The following is a 13,086-nucleotide window of genomic DNA, read 5'->3' on the forward strand; positions in this document are numbered from 1 at the left end:
CACCACTGGAGGAAATAGTATGACTGAAGGTACAGTAAAATGGTTTAATGCAGAAAAAGGTTTCGGTTTCATCGAAATTGAAGGCGGAGAAGATGTATTCGTACATTTCAGCGCAATTCAAGGCGACGGATTCAAATCTTTAGACGAAGGTCAAAAAGTGACTTTCGACATCGAGCAAGGTCAACGCGGTGCACAAGCTGCTAACGTTGTAAAAGCATAATTTTATGCAATCCAAAAAAGACTCCGACTTTGGACGGGGTCTTTTTTTATTGTAGCAAACACGCAGGTAACGGAGGAATACGTATGAGTAAAGCAAAAGGTAAAGGCGGCACGGGGCGAGGCACCGGCAAAAAAGGGTGGAACCGCTGGCAGGCGAGTGCAAAAAAGAAGAAAAATGCAAAGCCTTATAAAAGCAAGGGAACAAAAAATGCTGATAAGCCGGAAGGCAACTAATCCTATATATGCAGTATCATCTGCAACTTCGACTTACTCTGCTTGAGTAAGTTTATTTAATATGGAAGTATTTTTTTATTGCTTTTTTGACAGATTGCTGTCACTATATGAAATAATAAAGTGATTTGTGTGAATTTTCTATAAAAATTGATTTTTTTTGCAAACACTTTCATATTTCGACAACCTTTTTGATTTTTATCGGTTATACTTCTTTATAATAGATTATAGAAAGATGCAGGGGAGCATAAAGTGAGAGAGGAAAGCGACAGTTTACCTGTACGCTTTTTACGTTTCTGGACCGTATTGCAGTAGCGTCGTAGTAAGTAGATCATGCATCAGTTTAGAACACATCAAAACTCAACTAAGTGTAACGGGGGGATATGAGTGAGCGTAGGCATCGTAATTGAAAAAGTTCAAAATTATGCTATGTTAGAAGATCATGTTTTGGTTGAAATGGTTCACAGCGGAGACGAAAAATCATTAGAGTATTTAATCAACAAGTATCAAAATCTTGTAAGGGGAAAAGCAAGAAAATACTTTTTGATTGGTGCTGAAAAAGAAGACATCGTCCAAGAAGGAATGATTGGACTGTACAAAGCAATTCGCGACTTTAACGAAGACAAGCTAACATCTTTTAAAGGGTTTGCGGAGTTATGTATCACAAGACAAATTATTACGGCGATTAAAACGGCTACTCGTCAAAAGCACGGTCCGTTAAATTCGTACATTTCATTGGACAAGCCTCTGTATGATGAAGAATCAAACTATACGCTGATGGATATGATTCCTGGAGATCAAATTGCTAATCCGGAAGCGGTGCTGATTCATCAAGAAAAAGTGGAAGACCGCGAGTTAAAAATTGCGGAAACACTTAGTGAATTGGAAAGAAAAGCGCTGACGCTGTATATGGACGGCCATTCATACGCTGAAATTTCGAAAGAATTAAACACGCACGTCAAGTCAATTGACAACGCGCTGCAGCGTATCAAAAGAAAGTTAGGTCGAGACGTAGAAAGCAGACAAGCTATTTCATAATAGGCAAAAAACAGCCGGACCTCAAAGGGGTTTCGGCTCTTTTTCACGATCTTTTAAAATGTCTTGAATAATTTCAATATGAACAGAAGCCCACGATTGTTCACGGAAATGAAGAAACACGCTTGGAATGAGAATAAAAACATACAGCACGACAAAAATAATCCAAAGCCAGCTGCCGTCTTTAAATAAAAATTGCTGCAGCCGCTGCGAAAATAAAAAAAAGAGCCAAGGCAAGGCAGAAACAAGGATAGGGATGACGCCGGAGCCGTTTTTTTCTTTGGTCATTCGGTAATACACTTTTCGCAAAGTAGCGCTTTCTAGCGTAAGGTAAAGCTGCCGGATTTCTTCCACTTCCGCTAATTCATCAATATCTGCTGCGTTTTGATTTTGATGAGCCGCTTTTTTCAGTTTAAGGTAGACTTTATGAGCATCGCCGCGCAGTGAAAACATATACCAGCCTCCCGCATATTGTTTCGTCTTCTTTAACAGAGTTTGCAGGTGCATGTAAATCTATACAAAAAGTTTCGTGATACGAAAGAATAAGAAAACAGAAGTGTAAGCGTAAATCATTAGTAGAAAATGAGAGAAAACAGCTGATTTTTACTCTTTTTGGCCGCCTTTACACATCAACTAGCAGCACATATACTAATAAAAGAGCAATTAGTTACCTAGGTAAATAAAATGAAAAGGTGAGGTGAGAAAAGTGAATAACTTGGTGTTTCATGAGCTTCATCAAAAGTCGAGATTGTCTATTAAAGAAGTAAATGAAGTGTTAAAAGCGTACGGGCTATACAGCTCACAGTATTCGATTTTATTTTGTTTAAAGCGATTCGGCTCGATGACGCAAACGGAGATTTGGCAGTATTTAAATGTCGAAGCGCCAACGGTTACCCGCACGTTAACAAGGCTTGAAAAAAGCGGATGGATCGTTCGAAAAGCAGGCAGTGATAAACGAGAGCGCATCGTTTATTTGTCTCCTCAAGCGAAGAAAAAGCTTCCAGAAATTCAGCAAGAAATTGAACGTTTAGAAGAAAATTTGCTGATTGCTTTATCCGACAGCGAACAGAATCAGCTTATTTCGTTATTAAAGAAAATTTGTAAATCTACAGAAAAGGGTGAAATGAATGACGAACCAGCAGGAGCCAATCTGGACTAAAAGCTTTATCAGCATTGCGATTACCAACTTTTTTATTTTTGTCGTGTTTTATGCATTGCTGACGCTGCTGCCGATTTATGTATTAGACGCCTTGGACGGCACGAGTACGCAGGCAGGGCTTGTTGTTACCATCTTTTTATTATCTGCGATTATTGTTAGACCGTTTTCAGGGAAAGTCATTGAAAACATTGGAAAGAAAAAAACGCTTGTATTTAGTACCCTCATTTTTGCGCTTTCTTCCTTCTTATATATGTTTATCCACCATTTTAACGTGCTTTTATTACTGCGCTTCTTTCAAGGAATTTCATTCAGCTTAGCGACAACCGTCACCGGAGCGATTGCAGCGGATTTAGTTCCCGCTAAACGACGAGGAGAAGGGCTTGGCTACTTCGGAATGTCAATGAACTTAGCTGTAGTTGCAGGGCCGTTTTTAGCATTAACGCTTCATCAATACATGGCATACAACATTATTTTCCTTGTATTTGGCGTGATTATGCTCGTTGGTTGGCTGTGTGGAATGATGGTCAAAAATCTTCAAGAAAACGCTGCTTCGCCAGTGAAGAAATCATTTTCACTGAGCGACTTGTTTGAAAAGAAATCCATGCCGATTTCATCTGTAGGTATTCTCGTTTCTTTTTCGTATGCAAGTATTATTTCGTTTATTTCTGTGTACGCACAGTCGCTTGGATTAATTAAAACAGCAAGCTTTTTCTTTGTTGTGTTCGCAGCTGCGATGCTGATTTCACGACCGTTTACCGGAAGACTATTCGATAAATCTGGTCCAAACATCGTGATTATTCCATCATGCGTTGTCTTTGCGATTGGTCTATTTAGCTTAAGCTTTACGCATTCTTCTTGGATGCTGCTGTTTTCAGGTGCATTAGTAGGACTAGGCTACGGAACGCTGCTTCCTAGCTTCCAAACGCTGGCGATTCAAGCAGCGCCTGCTCACCGAAGCGCATATGCAACTGCCACGTTCTTTACGTTTTATGATAGCGGAATTGCAGTTGGTTCGTTTGTATTAGGAATTGTAGCAGGTGCTTTAGGCTATTCAAAATTGTACTTTGCGCTTGGTATTTTTGTTCTTTTGATTACACTTTACTACAAGTGGATTGCAAATTTACGTCAAAAACAAAAAGCAGCAAATATCCAGGTGGGCATGAAATAAAAAAGCTCGGCGTAATATGCGCCGAGTTTTTTTATGGATTTTTTACAGGACTTTGGAAGGGAAGCATATTTAAGTCAAAAGGTACTAGCCAATTCCTATCCATCTGCACCATACTTTAACAGGGGAACCATTTACATATAAAACTTCTTGGATGAAATAAAAAACAAAGGAGAACAAACATGAAAGTAATGAAACCTCTTATGGTCACAGCGTTAGGGCTTAGTCTTGCCACTTTTTATGAAGGCGCTTTTCCTGCAGAAAAAGTTGTGCAAGTACAGGCTGCTACAGATGAAAACGTGATTGCTGATAAAGCAAAAACGTATGAAGGAGCCGATTATACATCTGGAGGAGAGACGCTAAGCGAAGGGTTTGACAGCTCTGGCTTCGTTCAATATGTGTTTAAGCAAGCGCTGGATACAACGCTGCCTCGTTCCGTGAAAGAACAGTCAGAGCTTGGGACAGACGTTGATAAAAACGAGCTGCAAGCGGGTGATGTATTGTTTTTTGACACTAATGAAAACGGTGAAGTGAACGTAGCCGCTATTTATATCGGAGACGATGAGATGATTTATGCATCTTCCTCAGACGGAAAAGTCGTGGTGAAAAACATTTCAAGCAGTGCCTATTGGTCATCACATTTCGCCAAAGCAAAGCACATTACAGGAGCACCGGAAATTGCAAAAGATAATGAAGTCATTGCAGAAGCATTAAAACATCTCGGCACGCCATATGTATTTGGAGGCGAGTCGCCAACAGACGGTTTTGACTGTTCCGCATTTGTTGCCTATGTATTTCAACATGCATCGGACGTCTACCTTCCGCGATCAACCGATCAGCAGTGGCAAGTTGGAGAAGAAGTTGCACGGGCAGATTTAAAGCCAGGAGACGTTATCTTTTTTAAAGACACGTATCGTGAAGGGATTTCACACGTAGGCATTTACGCAGGCGGCAATCAGTTTATTCACGCCAAGCGCAGCGAAAATGTGACGGTTGATTACCTAACAAGCAGCTACTGGACGTCTAAGTACGCCGGAGCAAGGCGCTACGATGACTTATCGCTGTCAAAAGACAATCCATTTGTGACGGAATCTCTTAAATATGTAGGAGAAGTACCTTACGCACAAGGTGGGACAAGTCCTTCTACAGGCTTTGATACAGCTGGTTTTGTTCAATACATTTATAAAGAAGCAGCTGGAAAAGACATTCCGCGCTATGCAAGTCAGCAGTGGGAAGCAGGAGAAACCATTTCACAATCTGACTTGAAGCCGGGAGATCTCGTCTTTTTTGAAGGAAGTTCACTTATTCCATCTATCTATATTGGAAATGACTATGTCGTTCACGTATCCACATCTGAGGGCGTGAAAATTACAAACTATAAAGTAGACAGCTACTGGGCGCCTAAATATTACGGAGCAAAGCGCATGCCATAAAGGTAAAAAACTAAGACAGTCTGGGGCTGTCTTGGTTTTTTAATAGGTAGCCAATTGTTTTTGTATGTCTTTGATTCGCTCTAGCGTTATCCCTTCCCGCTGCTCGATGGCTAAAGGATGGTCGGTTGGTTCTAATTCAATGAGAGGTCTCGTTCCAACAGGTCTTGTATGCACATTTGTTTTTAAATTTAACGTTTCAGGATAGCCTGGAATTGAAACTGAAAACCAGCCGAAATAAGGCGGTTCATGTTCTCTTTCGTCACTTTCCCATAAATTTATCATTCGATGAAAATTTTCTTCGCTTAAAGAAACCCAAATGTTCCAAATGAAAGGGTCTTCTTCATTAAGAACGGGAATTTCAACGCAGCCTCTGACGAAAAAATGTTCTTGATTCATGATACAAATCTCTGAATATAGTTCAAAGTCGTTTTGTTTTTCGTCTTCTGACGCCTCATAATAGTAAAAAGGAGCTTCACTTGTATAATTCATAGGCAAAGCGGGCAGAGGGTGTTCACAAGTTAAGTCTTTATAGTGAAGTTTGTTCTTTTTCTTTTTGCCGTATAATCGTCTTCTTCGCATATTATTTTAGACTCCTCAGATAAAAGTATCTTCATTATAATACAAAAAAATGGCTGCTTAAGCGTATAATGTATAAAAAAGTTTGATTCCCCGTATCTTTTGAACTTCCTTTAATCGTTTAGTAAATAGAGAGTGCAAAAGGAGTGAAAACCATGTCACATTCAAAAAAAATTGAAAAACAAACAGAAAGCTTTGATGAGGCTTGCTGGAACGAGCATTACCCAAAACTGCAGCAGTACTGCCGCTTTTTAGCACAAAATGTGTGGGACGGAGATGATATCGCGCAAGAAACGTTTTTAAAAGCTCAGCGATATAAAGGCGAAGAGCACAATTTGTCTTCTGCGCTGTTAAATAAAATTGCGTACCACCACTGGATCGACCTGCTGCGAAAACGAAAGCGTGAAGGAATAGTCGAAGAAAAAGCTTTGGAACAACAAGCCGACAAGCATGCGTTTGATAGTAAGGGACACTCGGTCGAACTGCTGCTTAGTCAATTTACGCCGAAGCAAGCGGTTATCTTTTTCTTAAAAGAAGGCTTTCGCTATCAGCTGAAAGAGATCGCTTCGATTTTACAAACGTCAGAAACAGCGGTGAAAAGCAATTTACATCGTGCTAAGCAGCGGTTAGAAAAAGACAGTGAGCCGTTTTCTACAGATTCTTTTTGGAATGAAAGAGAGCGTAAAAAGCTGTCAGAACTGTTTTATAAAACGTTAGAAGCGCAGGACCCAGCACTTTTGATTCGGGAGTTGCCTTCCTTAAAAAGCGTCATTCAAAAACCAACGTATACTCCGACATGCACTCTCTGCATGGCTGCATAGCCATATTACGTGTGATAGGGAGGATATATATGAGTACCATTCCATATGTAATTGAACAAAGCAACCGCGGTGAACGTTCGTATGATATTTATTCAAGGCTCTTAAAAGACCGAATTATTTTAATTGGTGATGAAATCAATGATCATATTGCCAACAGCGTGGTCGCGCAGCTGCTGTTTCTTGCGGCAGATGATCCTAAAAAAGATATTTCACTCTATATTAACAGCCCCGGAGGTTCGACTTCAGCAGGGTTTGCGATTTATGATACGATGCAGTACATCGAGCCGGACGTTCAAACGATTTGCACGGGCATGGCCGCTTCTTTTGGCGCACTGCTTCTCCTAGCAGGAGCAAAAGGAAAGCGCTATGCACTTCCAAATAGTGAAGTGATGATTCATCAGCCGCTAGGAGGGGCTAGAGGGCAGGCGACTGAAATTGAAATTAGCGCCCGGCGGATTTTAAAATTGAAGCAGCATATTAATGAAATCATATCAAAACGAACGGGGCAGCCGGTTGAAAAAGTGGCAAACGATACGGAACGAGATTATTTTATGAGCGCTGAAGAAGCAATGACTTACGGAATTATTGATGGTATTCTGTTGCCGAAATAAAGAGGTGATAAGGAAGCATAGACGGCAGCGTCTATGCTTGCTTGTCTATAGAAATAAGAAAAAAGACCTTAGTATTATCTTTATTTTTCTTGAAAAGGTAGGTATTATATAAAATATAACAGATTTTAGAAAGAAGGTTTTACACATGCAAGAAGTGATTGGAGTAGAGCAGCGGTCTCTGTTTCAAAAAGTATTAGTCACATTTATTTTTTCGTTATTTATTTCCACAGTTGGCTTATACGTAGGTCAATATGTGCCGCCGGCTTATTTTCTTCCTTTAGCGATTGCTGAACTTGTGATGCTGGTTGCGGCATTTATGTTACGAAAGAAAAAAAGCGTAGGATATGGCTTTACATATGCTTTTTCATTTATATCAGGCATCACGCTGTTTCCGATTGTCAGCTACTATACATCAGTAGCGGGGGCGCAAGTCGTTCTTTATGCGTTTGGAAGCACGTTCGTTATTTTTACGGTGATGGGTGTAATTGGCGCAAAAACAAAAAAAGATCTAGGGTTTTTAGGCAGCTTTTTATTAGTGGCGCTGTTAGCACTAGTGTGCATCAGTATTTTCTCGCTGTTTAGTCCCTTAACAACGCCTGGACTCATGGCATTCTCAGTGATTGGTACCATCGTTTTCTCACTTTACGTACTATATGATTTTAACAAAATGAAGCATGGTGAAATTACAGAAGAGCTTGTTCCACTGCTGGCACTATCTCTTTATTTAGACTTTATTAATCTATTCATCAACTTGCTTCGCTTTTTTGGTATTTTAGGCAGCGATGATTAATAAGAAATAGGCTGGGACAAAAGTGTTCTAACTGAAGGGCGATCCGAACGGTGAAGATTCTTGATGGAGAATCAACTTCGTTCGGATTTTTTATTGGTAGGATGAGCGTAGGTGTCATCCATTTAGATGCTTCTAGCTGTTGATTGGAGGGCAAGGCGGAGACTCCTGCGGGAGAAGCGGAATAGGTGAGACCCCGCAGGAGCGGAAGCGACGAGGAGGCTCAGCGGCCGCCGGCGGAAAGCGAAGCCTTGCACGGAAATCAACAGCGGTATAATAAGCAGTCCACCTCATGTATCCAATCTGTTGATCTTTAGATGGGAGTGATGTAGTTATATCACAATCTCTTTTTTTTGTTTTAGTTATTCTCCGCCATCCCCTTCTCCATCCTCGCTAACGTCATCCTCTGTTTTTTCATAGTTTGGTCCGGTAGCGTAAGGTTCTTTCAAAAACTTTTCAAGCCACGTGGAGCCTGTAGCGACCGCGCCGTTTTTAGCATGAATAAATTCACTGATTGTATATATTTCAACGACTTGCTTTCGATATTTACGAAATAAAAATGCGCTGGCAACAACGCCAATACTGATGATTACATACGTATTCATGGAATCCTCCTTATAAAAGGGTTAGTGTTACGTATGCCGCATAGTAAAAGAATATGCATAAGGCGTTGTAACCAAACAGATTGATGTAACTCATAATTGTGACGATTTTTCATGGTTTCTCTTATGGATATTTTTGGTATTATATATTTGTGATGAAAAATAAGATGAGGAGAAGAGCGAGTCTTAAGAGGAGGGGAAGTATGAATAAAGTAGTTCTTACATCGTTATTCTTTTTCTTACTAGTTGGTTGCAACCAAGAACAGGTCAATGTATCTACACCTAATGATGAACAAGTTCCAGTGTCAGGAAGCATTATGGTTAATGACAAAGAGTATGAAATGCGAGTAGGAGAATATGAATGGAACGGTGACGATGGTGCGCACATAACCAAAACGGATTCTTACTCACCAAAAGAGGTTGCTAAAGAATTTGATGACCTCACGCTAGAGAAAGATACCAAAGTTACAATTCTACTAAAAAACAATCCAAAACTTACAATTTATCAACTAAACAAAAATAATCAAAAAGAAAAAATTAAAATAACGGATAATCATATTGAAGTGTCTTCAAAGAACGGTTACTATCTTTACGAAGTATCGGGTAAATGGCCTCATGGAAAGGCAACTTATTTATTTGATGTGAATGTGAAATAGCCAACTGATCGGATATTTGGGAGTTATAGTGAACTGCTATACATGCATGAATTTAAAAGAAGTTCGTTTAGTGGTGCGAGCCTTTGAAAAAATGGTAGTATAGAGCAGGTACATAGAGAACGCAAATTTTTTGGAAGGATGCATGCTAGTGGTGAATTTTAACGAGTTTTTTACCATTTCTTCGTATGAAGTAATGGAGCATTCGAGTCGAAAAGAAAACGGAAAGAATATAGATGAATATGAAGTGATGTTGTATAACGAAAACGTTAGTCAAACAGAAAATGTGATGATTAAATTTAAAAAGGTGAGCGATGAAATAGCAGTGGAAAAGGTACAAACTCTCTCTTACTTTGATCAACAGCGTCCTAAACACCCCTGTAAGATTTGCGGCAGTGAAGTGATGGTAAAAGAGAACAGCACTGAAGAACTGGATGTTTACGCGCATAATTGTTCATTTAACGATGAAGAAATAGAGGATTGTTTAAGAGAACTAGTACAAAATGAACTTTTGCAGGATGGGTTTACTCAAGAAGAATTTGAACGGAACTATGGAGTTAACTACCGTGATGACAGTAATAAAGAATATGGCTTTTACGACGCGCAGCAACGAGATACTTTTTACACCATCTTTAACGATAGCGTCTATCACACATCCTACAGGGGACCGCAAGAGCTTCGCTGCAAGTTTTGCGGGATGGACGAAGAGCTGCTTGTTGTAGACGGAGCCTTCTATCAAAAATGTACAGCATTAACTCCACATACTAATCGAATTATTCATATGATTGAAGCAAGGAAACAAAACGAGCCAGACGTAACAAAACGTTGATGAGAGAAAAGGGCCGGAGCTTGAGAAGAACATAAAAAAGAAGCTTCCTTTTGAGCGAAAGGAAGCTTATCAAATTTGTACCTATAGGGTTGAGTGGTGCATAATTAAATAGCTATCGGAATAACCGATGAATCATTAAAGTAAGCAACTTCTGAAAGAATACTGCAGCCTTTCAGCTTTTTGAGCTGAGAAAGCGCTTCTTCTTTACTATCAAACTCGTACATTTTTATTTCATCTTTTCTGACATAACACGTAATCACATACATTTTAGAAGTACCTCCACCTATCATGTAGAATTTATTAATAAAAAGCTATAGCAGCTTTTATTTCCTATTAAAATAGCGTAAGTGCGCCTGTGACAATAGCAAGGACAATGAGAACAAGAGACGTTAAAACGGCCCATTTAAATGCAAAGCGCTGATGTTCACCAAGATCAACACCTACCATACCTACAAGTAAGAAAGTAGAGGCAACGAGTGGACTTAATAGATGAACAGGTTGTCCGAGTACTGAAGCTCGCGCAATTTCCATTGGATCAATTCCATAGGAAGCAGCTGTTTCAGCGAAGATTGGTAAAACACCAAAGTAATAGGCGTCGTTACTCATCACAAATGTAAACGGCATGCTTGTTAAAGCAACGATTGTTGGTAAAAACGAACCGAGTGAATCAGGAACTAAATGAATTAACAGGCTTGCCATTTCGTCCACCATTTTAGTGCCGGAGAGTATTCCTGTAAAAATACCCGCTGCAAAGACAAGGGCTGCAACGGTTAACGCGTTGCCTGCATGAGCCATTAAACGTTCTTTTTGATCCTCAAGTTTTGGATAGTTAATCATAAGAGCAAGCGCAAAACCAATCATAAATAAAACAGAAACGGACCAAATACCAGAAACTAATACGACCATAAGTGCAATGGTTAAGGCTAAGTTAATCCAGATTTTTTTAGGCTGCGTAATATCTTCTTGAGAAGTTAAAGACGCGTCTTCAGCAAAAGCAAGCGAGCTTTTTAATTCAAACTGCTCGATGTCAATAGCACCAAGTCGTCTGCGCTCTTTTTTTCCAAGAATATAGCCTGTAAAAATCACCCACAAAGCTCCGCCAATTAACGTTGGAAGAAGTGGAATAAAGAACTCTGATGCATCGAGATGAAGGGCGACAATCGCACGAGTAGCAGGGCCTCCCCAAGGCGTCATGCTGCTCATAATACTAAGAGAAAGCATCGCAACCGTCGTTAACACTAACGGGCTCATATTCAGACGTTTATACAGTGGAAGAAGAGCAGAAACCGTAATCATATAAGTAGTTGTACCGTCTCCGTCTAGTGCAACTAAAAGCGATAGAAGAGCGGTTCCAATCACGATTTTGAGCGGATCGCCTTTTACGATTTTTAACAGCTGCTTAATTAATGGATCAAACAGGCCGGCATCAATCATAACGCCGAAGTATAAAATGGCAAACAGCAGCATCGCAGCTGACGGAGCTACTTGTTTTAACCCTTCTAGCATCATGTCTCCGACGCCTTTGCCAAACCCTCCAATCACCGCAAAAAGAAGCGGAATGACCATTAAAGCTACGATAGGAGACATCCTTTTTGACATAATGAGATACGTAAAGACAATAATCATTGTAAAACCTAGTAGTGCTAGCATTCAAACAACCTCCTTTATTTTCCCTCTTTTCTTTGAAAGCGTTTACTTTTAGAGTAAAAAAACGTGACTAACATCTCTCATCCCCATGTATGAGCCGTAGTTTGATTATTAAGAATTTTTAAAGCCGCTCTTTACCCCCGCTGATGTTTCTTGTTTTCATGTTAGTACATTTTGAAAAATAAAGGAAATATAGGTTTTTTTAGAAAGTTCATAAAAAAAATTTATAATGGTAGTCTAGAAAAAAGCTTGGTCTAAAAGAAAGTTTCTTCCAAGACGCAAACTTTTTAGCTTTTGCTTTATTTTTCACTTAGCTTTAAAAAGTCAATAAATGCTTTCACGACCGCTAGATTCAAATAAGAAGGATCATACATGAGCCACGTGTTTCGAAGTAAAGGTGATTCATCTCGGTATGAAAGTCCGTATGTATATAAATTGTCGCTGGAGTGAAGACAAATTTCAGGTAAAATCGCAAAGCCCAAATCATTTTTAACCATTTCTTTGGCCGTTTCTTGCCGGTCAACTTCCATTGCCACAAACGGAGGCTCTGAAAACTTGTCATGCCACCAGTCTTGAATGAGATCTTTTAGCGACGTATCCGTTTTATAGTTAATATAAGGCAGGCTCGGCAAGTCATCGATCGCAATCTCTTTTTTTGAAATTAAGCAAAGCCGCTCTTTCGTCAGCAGTGATTTTTCTCCGTTCCACGGGTAATTGCCTCGCAAAATACCAACGTGCACACGCGAAGAGTCTAATAGATTCATAACTTGCGTACTCCAGCCTGTATTCACACTGAACTGTACGTTTGGATAGTGAAGAGAAAACTGCTTTAAAATCTTTGGAAGCTTATGCTGCGCAAAGTTACTCGATACCCCTAAGCGAAGCGTGCCTGTAACGGTTTCGCTCATATTACGCATGCTGTCTTTTGTTTCTTGCAGCTGCTTCCACATGTTTTCTGCATAGCGAACAAGATGCTCACCTTCAGATGTAAACTCAATTCCTTTTTTCGTTTTGAAAAAAAGCGTCACGCCAAATTCTTCTTCAAGATTTTTAAGCCGGTAGCTTAAAGAAGGCTGCGATACGTAGAGCCTTTCAGCCGTTCGCGTAATGTTCTTTTCTTCGTGAAGCGTTTTAATTAATATCCAATCTTTTTGATCCATCCCAATTCCCCCTTGTATTTAGATTATAAAAAAATTTTTAAAAAGACAATAAATTTTATGTATTTTACTTATGACCACCTCTATTATACGATAAATGGCAAATGAACCGGTTCTAAATAGTAAAAAAATAAAATGGTTTGATGAACGCCTCGGCGTTT

18 protein-coding genes are annotated in these 13,086 nt (G+C 39.7%); 12 read left to right on the plus strand and 6 right to left on the minus strand.

Annotated elements, in window-relative coordinates; all coding sequences use genetic code 11:
• Nucleotides 1–19 precede the first annotated feature (19 nt).
• The 3 genes from SCI76_RS21465 to sigH all read left to right on the plus strand — a co-directional run bounded on the left by SCI76_RS21465 (nt 20) and on the right by sigH (nt 1,488).
• Complete coding sequence (locus SCI76_RS21465) at nt 20–220, plus strand: cold-shock protein (RefSeq protein WP_013058502.1); 201 nt, start codon at nt 20–22, stop codon at nt 218–220.
• A gap of 77 nt (nt 221–297) precedes the next feature.
• Entirely contained in the window at nt 298–453 is a 156-nt protein-coding gene (locus SCI76_RS21470) for a DUF3934 family protein (RefSeq protein ID WP_162837669.1), read from the plus strand.
• Nucleotides 454–837: 384 nt separating this feature from the next.
• On the plus strand, nt 838–1,488 hold the full coding sequence (gene sigH / locus SCI76_RS21475) for an RNA polymerase sporulation sigma factor SigH (protein ID WP_013058500.1): 651 nt from the start codon (nt 838–840) through the stop codon (nt 1,486–1,488).
• Nucleotides 1,489–1,509: 21 nt separating this feature from the next.
• Here the strand turns inward: sigH and SCI76_RS21480 are convergent, their stop codons facing one another.
• Nucleotides 1,510–1,938, minus strand: a complete 429-nt coding sequence (locus SCI76_RS21480; RefSeq protein ID WP_328179578.1) for a hypothetical protein — start codon at nt 1,936–1,938, stop codon at nt 1,510–1,512.
• Nucleotides 1,939–2,191: 253 nt separating this feature from the next.
• Between SCI76_RS21480 and SCI76_RS21485 the strand changes: the two genes are divergently transcribed.
• The 3 genes from SCI76_RS21485 to SCI76_RS21495 all read left to right on the plus strand — a co-directional run bounded on the left by SCI76_RS21485 (nt 2,192) and on the right by SCI76_RS21495 (nt 5,242).
• Nucleotides 2,192–2,644 (plus strand): MarR family winged helix-turn-helix transcriptional regulator, encoded by a 453-nt coding sequence (locus SCI76_RS21485; RefSeq protein ID WP_063247165.1) that lies wholly within the window; start codon nt 2,192–2,194, stop codon nt 2,642–2,644.
• Entirely contained in the window at nt 2,613–3,812 is a 1,200-nt protein-coding gene (locus tag SCI76_RS21490; protein ID WP_063247164.1) for an MFS transporter, read from the plus strand. The genes SCI76_RS21485 and SCI76_RS21490 overlap by 32 nt, the downstream gene beginning before the upstream one ends.
• Before the next feature lie 179 nt (nt 3,813–3,991).
• Nucleotides 3,992–5,242, plus strand: a complete 1,251-nt coding sequence (locus SCI76_RS21495; RefSeq protein WP_063247163.1) for a C40 family peptidase — start codon at nt 3,992–3,994, stop codon at nt 5,240–5,242.
• A gap of 39 nt (nt 5,243–5,281) precedes the next feature.
• On the opposite strand, the gene SCI76_RS21500 is transcribed toward SCI76_RS21495, so the two are convergent.
• Nucleotides 5,282–5,821, minus strand: a complete 540-nt coding sequence (locus SCI76_RS21500) for a DUF2199 domain-containing protein (RefSeq protein ID WP_063247162.1) — start codon at nt 5,819–5,821, stop codon at nt 5,282–5,284.
• A 152-nt stretch (nt 5,822–5,973) separates the two neighbouring features.
• Between SCI76_RS21500 and SCI76_RS21505 the strand changes: the two genes are divergently transcribed.
• The 4 genes from SCI76_RS21505 (at nt 5,974) to SCI76_RS21520 (ending at nt 8,314) form a co-directional block, all read left to right on the plus strand.
• The gene (locus tag SCI76_RS21505) at nt 5,974–6,639 is read left to right on the plus strand and encodes a sigma-70 family RNA polymerase sigma factor (RefSeq protein WP_047750040.1); all 666 of its coding nucleotides are present in this window, start codon (nt 5,974–5,976) and stop codon (nt 6,637–6,639) included.
• A gap of 29 nt (nt 6,640–6,668) precedes the next feature.
• The gene (gene clpP / locus SCI76_RS21510) at nt 6,669–7,250 is read left to right on the plus strand and encodes an ATP-dependent Clp endopeptidase proteolytic subunit ClpP (RefSeq protein ID WP_221832171.1); all 582 of its coding nucleotides are present in this window, start codon (nt 6,669–6,671) and stop codon (nt 7,248–7,250) included.
• Nucleotides 7,251–7,395: 145 nt separating this feature from the next.
• Entirely contained in the window at nt 7,396–8,040 is a 645-nt protein-coding gene (locus SCI76_RS21515) for a Bax inhibitor-1/YccA family protein (protein ID WP_025750024.1), read from the plus strand.
• 139 nt (nt 8,041–8,179) lie between these two features.
• Nucleotides 8,180–8,314, plus strand: coding sequence for a hypothetical protein (locus SCI76_RS21520; protein WP_255902688.1), 135 nt, complete (start codon nt 8,180–8,182; stop codon nt 8,312–8,314).
• Between the two features lie 85 nt (nt 8,315–8,399).
• Here SCI76_RS21520 and SCI76_RS21525 read toward each other — a convergent pair whose 3' ends face one another.
• Nucleotides 8,400–8,642: a hypothetical protein gene (locus SCI76_RS21525; protein ID WP_063247160.1), complete on the minus strand. Its 243-nt coding sequence runs from the start codon at nt 8,640–8,642 to the stop codon at nt 8,400–8,402.
• Between the two features lie 200 nt (nt 8,643–8,842).
• On the opposite strand from SCI76_RS21525, the gene SCI76_RS21530 reads away from it, so the two are divergent.
• Nucleotides 8,843–9,295 (plus strand): hypothetical protein, encoded by a 453-nt coding sequence (locus tag SCI76_RS21530; RefSeq protein WP_063247159.1) that lies wholly within the window; start codon nt 8,843–8,845, stop codon nt 9,293–9,295.
• Nucleotides 9,296–9,443: 148 nt separating this feature from the next.
• A complete protein-coding gene (locus SCI76_RS21535) occupies nt 9,444–10,121 on the plus strand; it encodes a hypothetical protein (RefSeq protein WP_033579988.1) in 678 nt (225 codons plus the stop codon).
• A gap of 104 nt (nt 10,122–10,225) precedes the next feature.
• Here SCI76_RS21535 and SCI76_RS21540 read toward each other — a convergent pair whose 3' ends face one another.
• The 3 genes from SCI76_RS21540 to SCI76_RS21550 all read right to left on the minus strand — a co-directional run bounded on the left by SCI76_RS21540 (nt 10,226) and on the right by SCI76_RS21550 (nt 12,928).
• On the minus strand, nt 10,226–10,387 hold the full coding sequence (locus tag SCI76_RS21540) for a hypothetical protein (RefSeq protein ID WP_165636182.1): 162 nt from the start codon (nt 10,385–10,387) through the stop codon (nt 10,226–10,228).
• Nucleotides 10,388–10,454: 67 nt separating this feature from the next.
• A complete protein-coding gene (locus tag SCI76_RS21545; RefSeq protein ID WP_034267599.1) occupies nt 10,455–11,771 on the minus strand; it encodes a CitMHS family transporter in 1,317 nt (438 codons plus the stop codon).
• 296 nt (nt 11,772–12,067) lie between these two features.
• Nucleotides 12,068–12,928 (minus strand): LysR family transcriptional regulator, encoded by an 861-nt coding sequence (locus tag SCI76_RS21550; protein ID WP_028414936.1) that lies wholly within the window; start codon nt 12,926–12,928, stop codon nt 12,068–12,070.
• Nucleotides 12,929–13,086 lie beyond the last annotated feature (158 nt).

It is taken from the genome of Priestia sp. HNGD-A6 (genome assembly GCF_045784335.1).
Taxonomy (GTDB): Bacteria; Bacillota; Bacilli; order Bacillales; family Bacillaceae_H; genus Priestia; species Priestia zanthoxyli.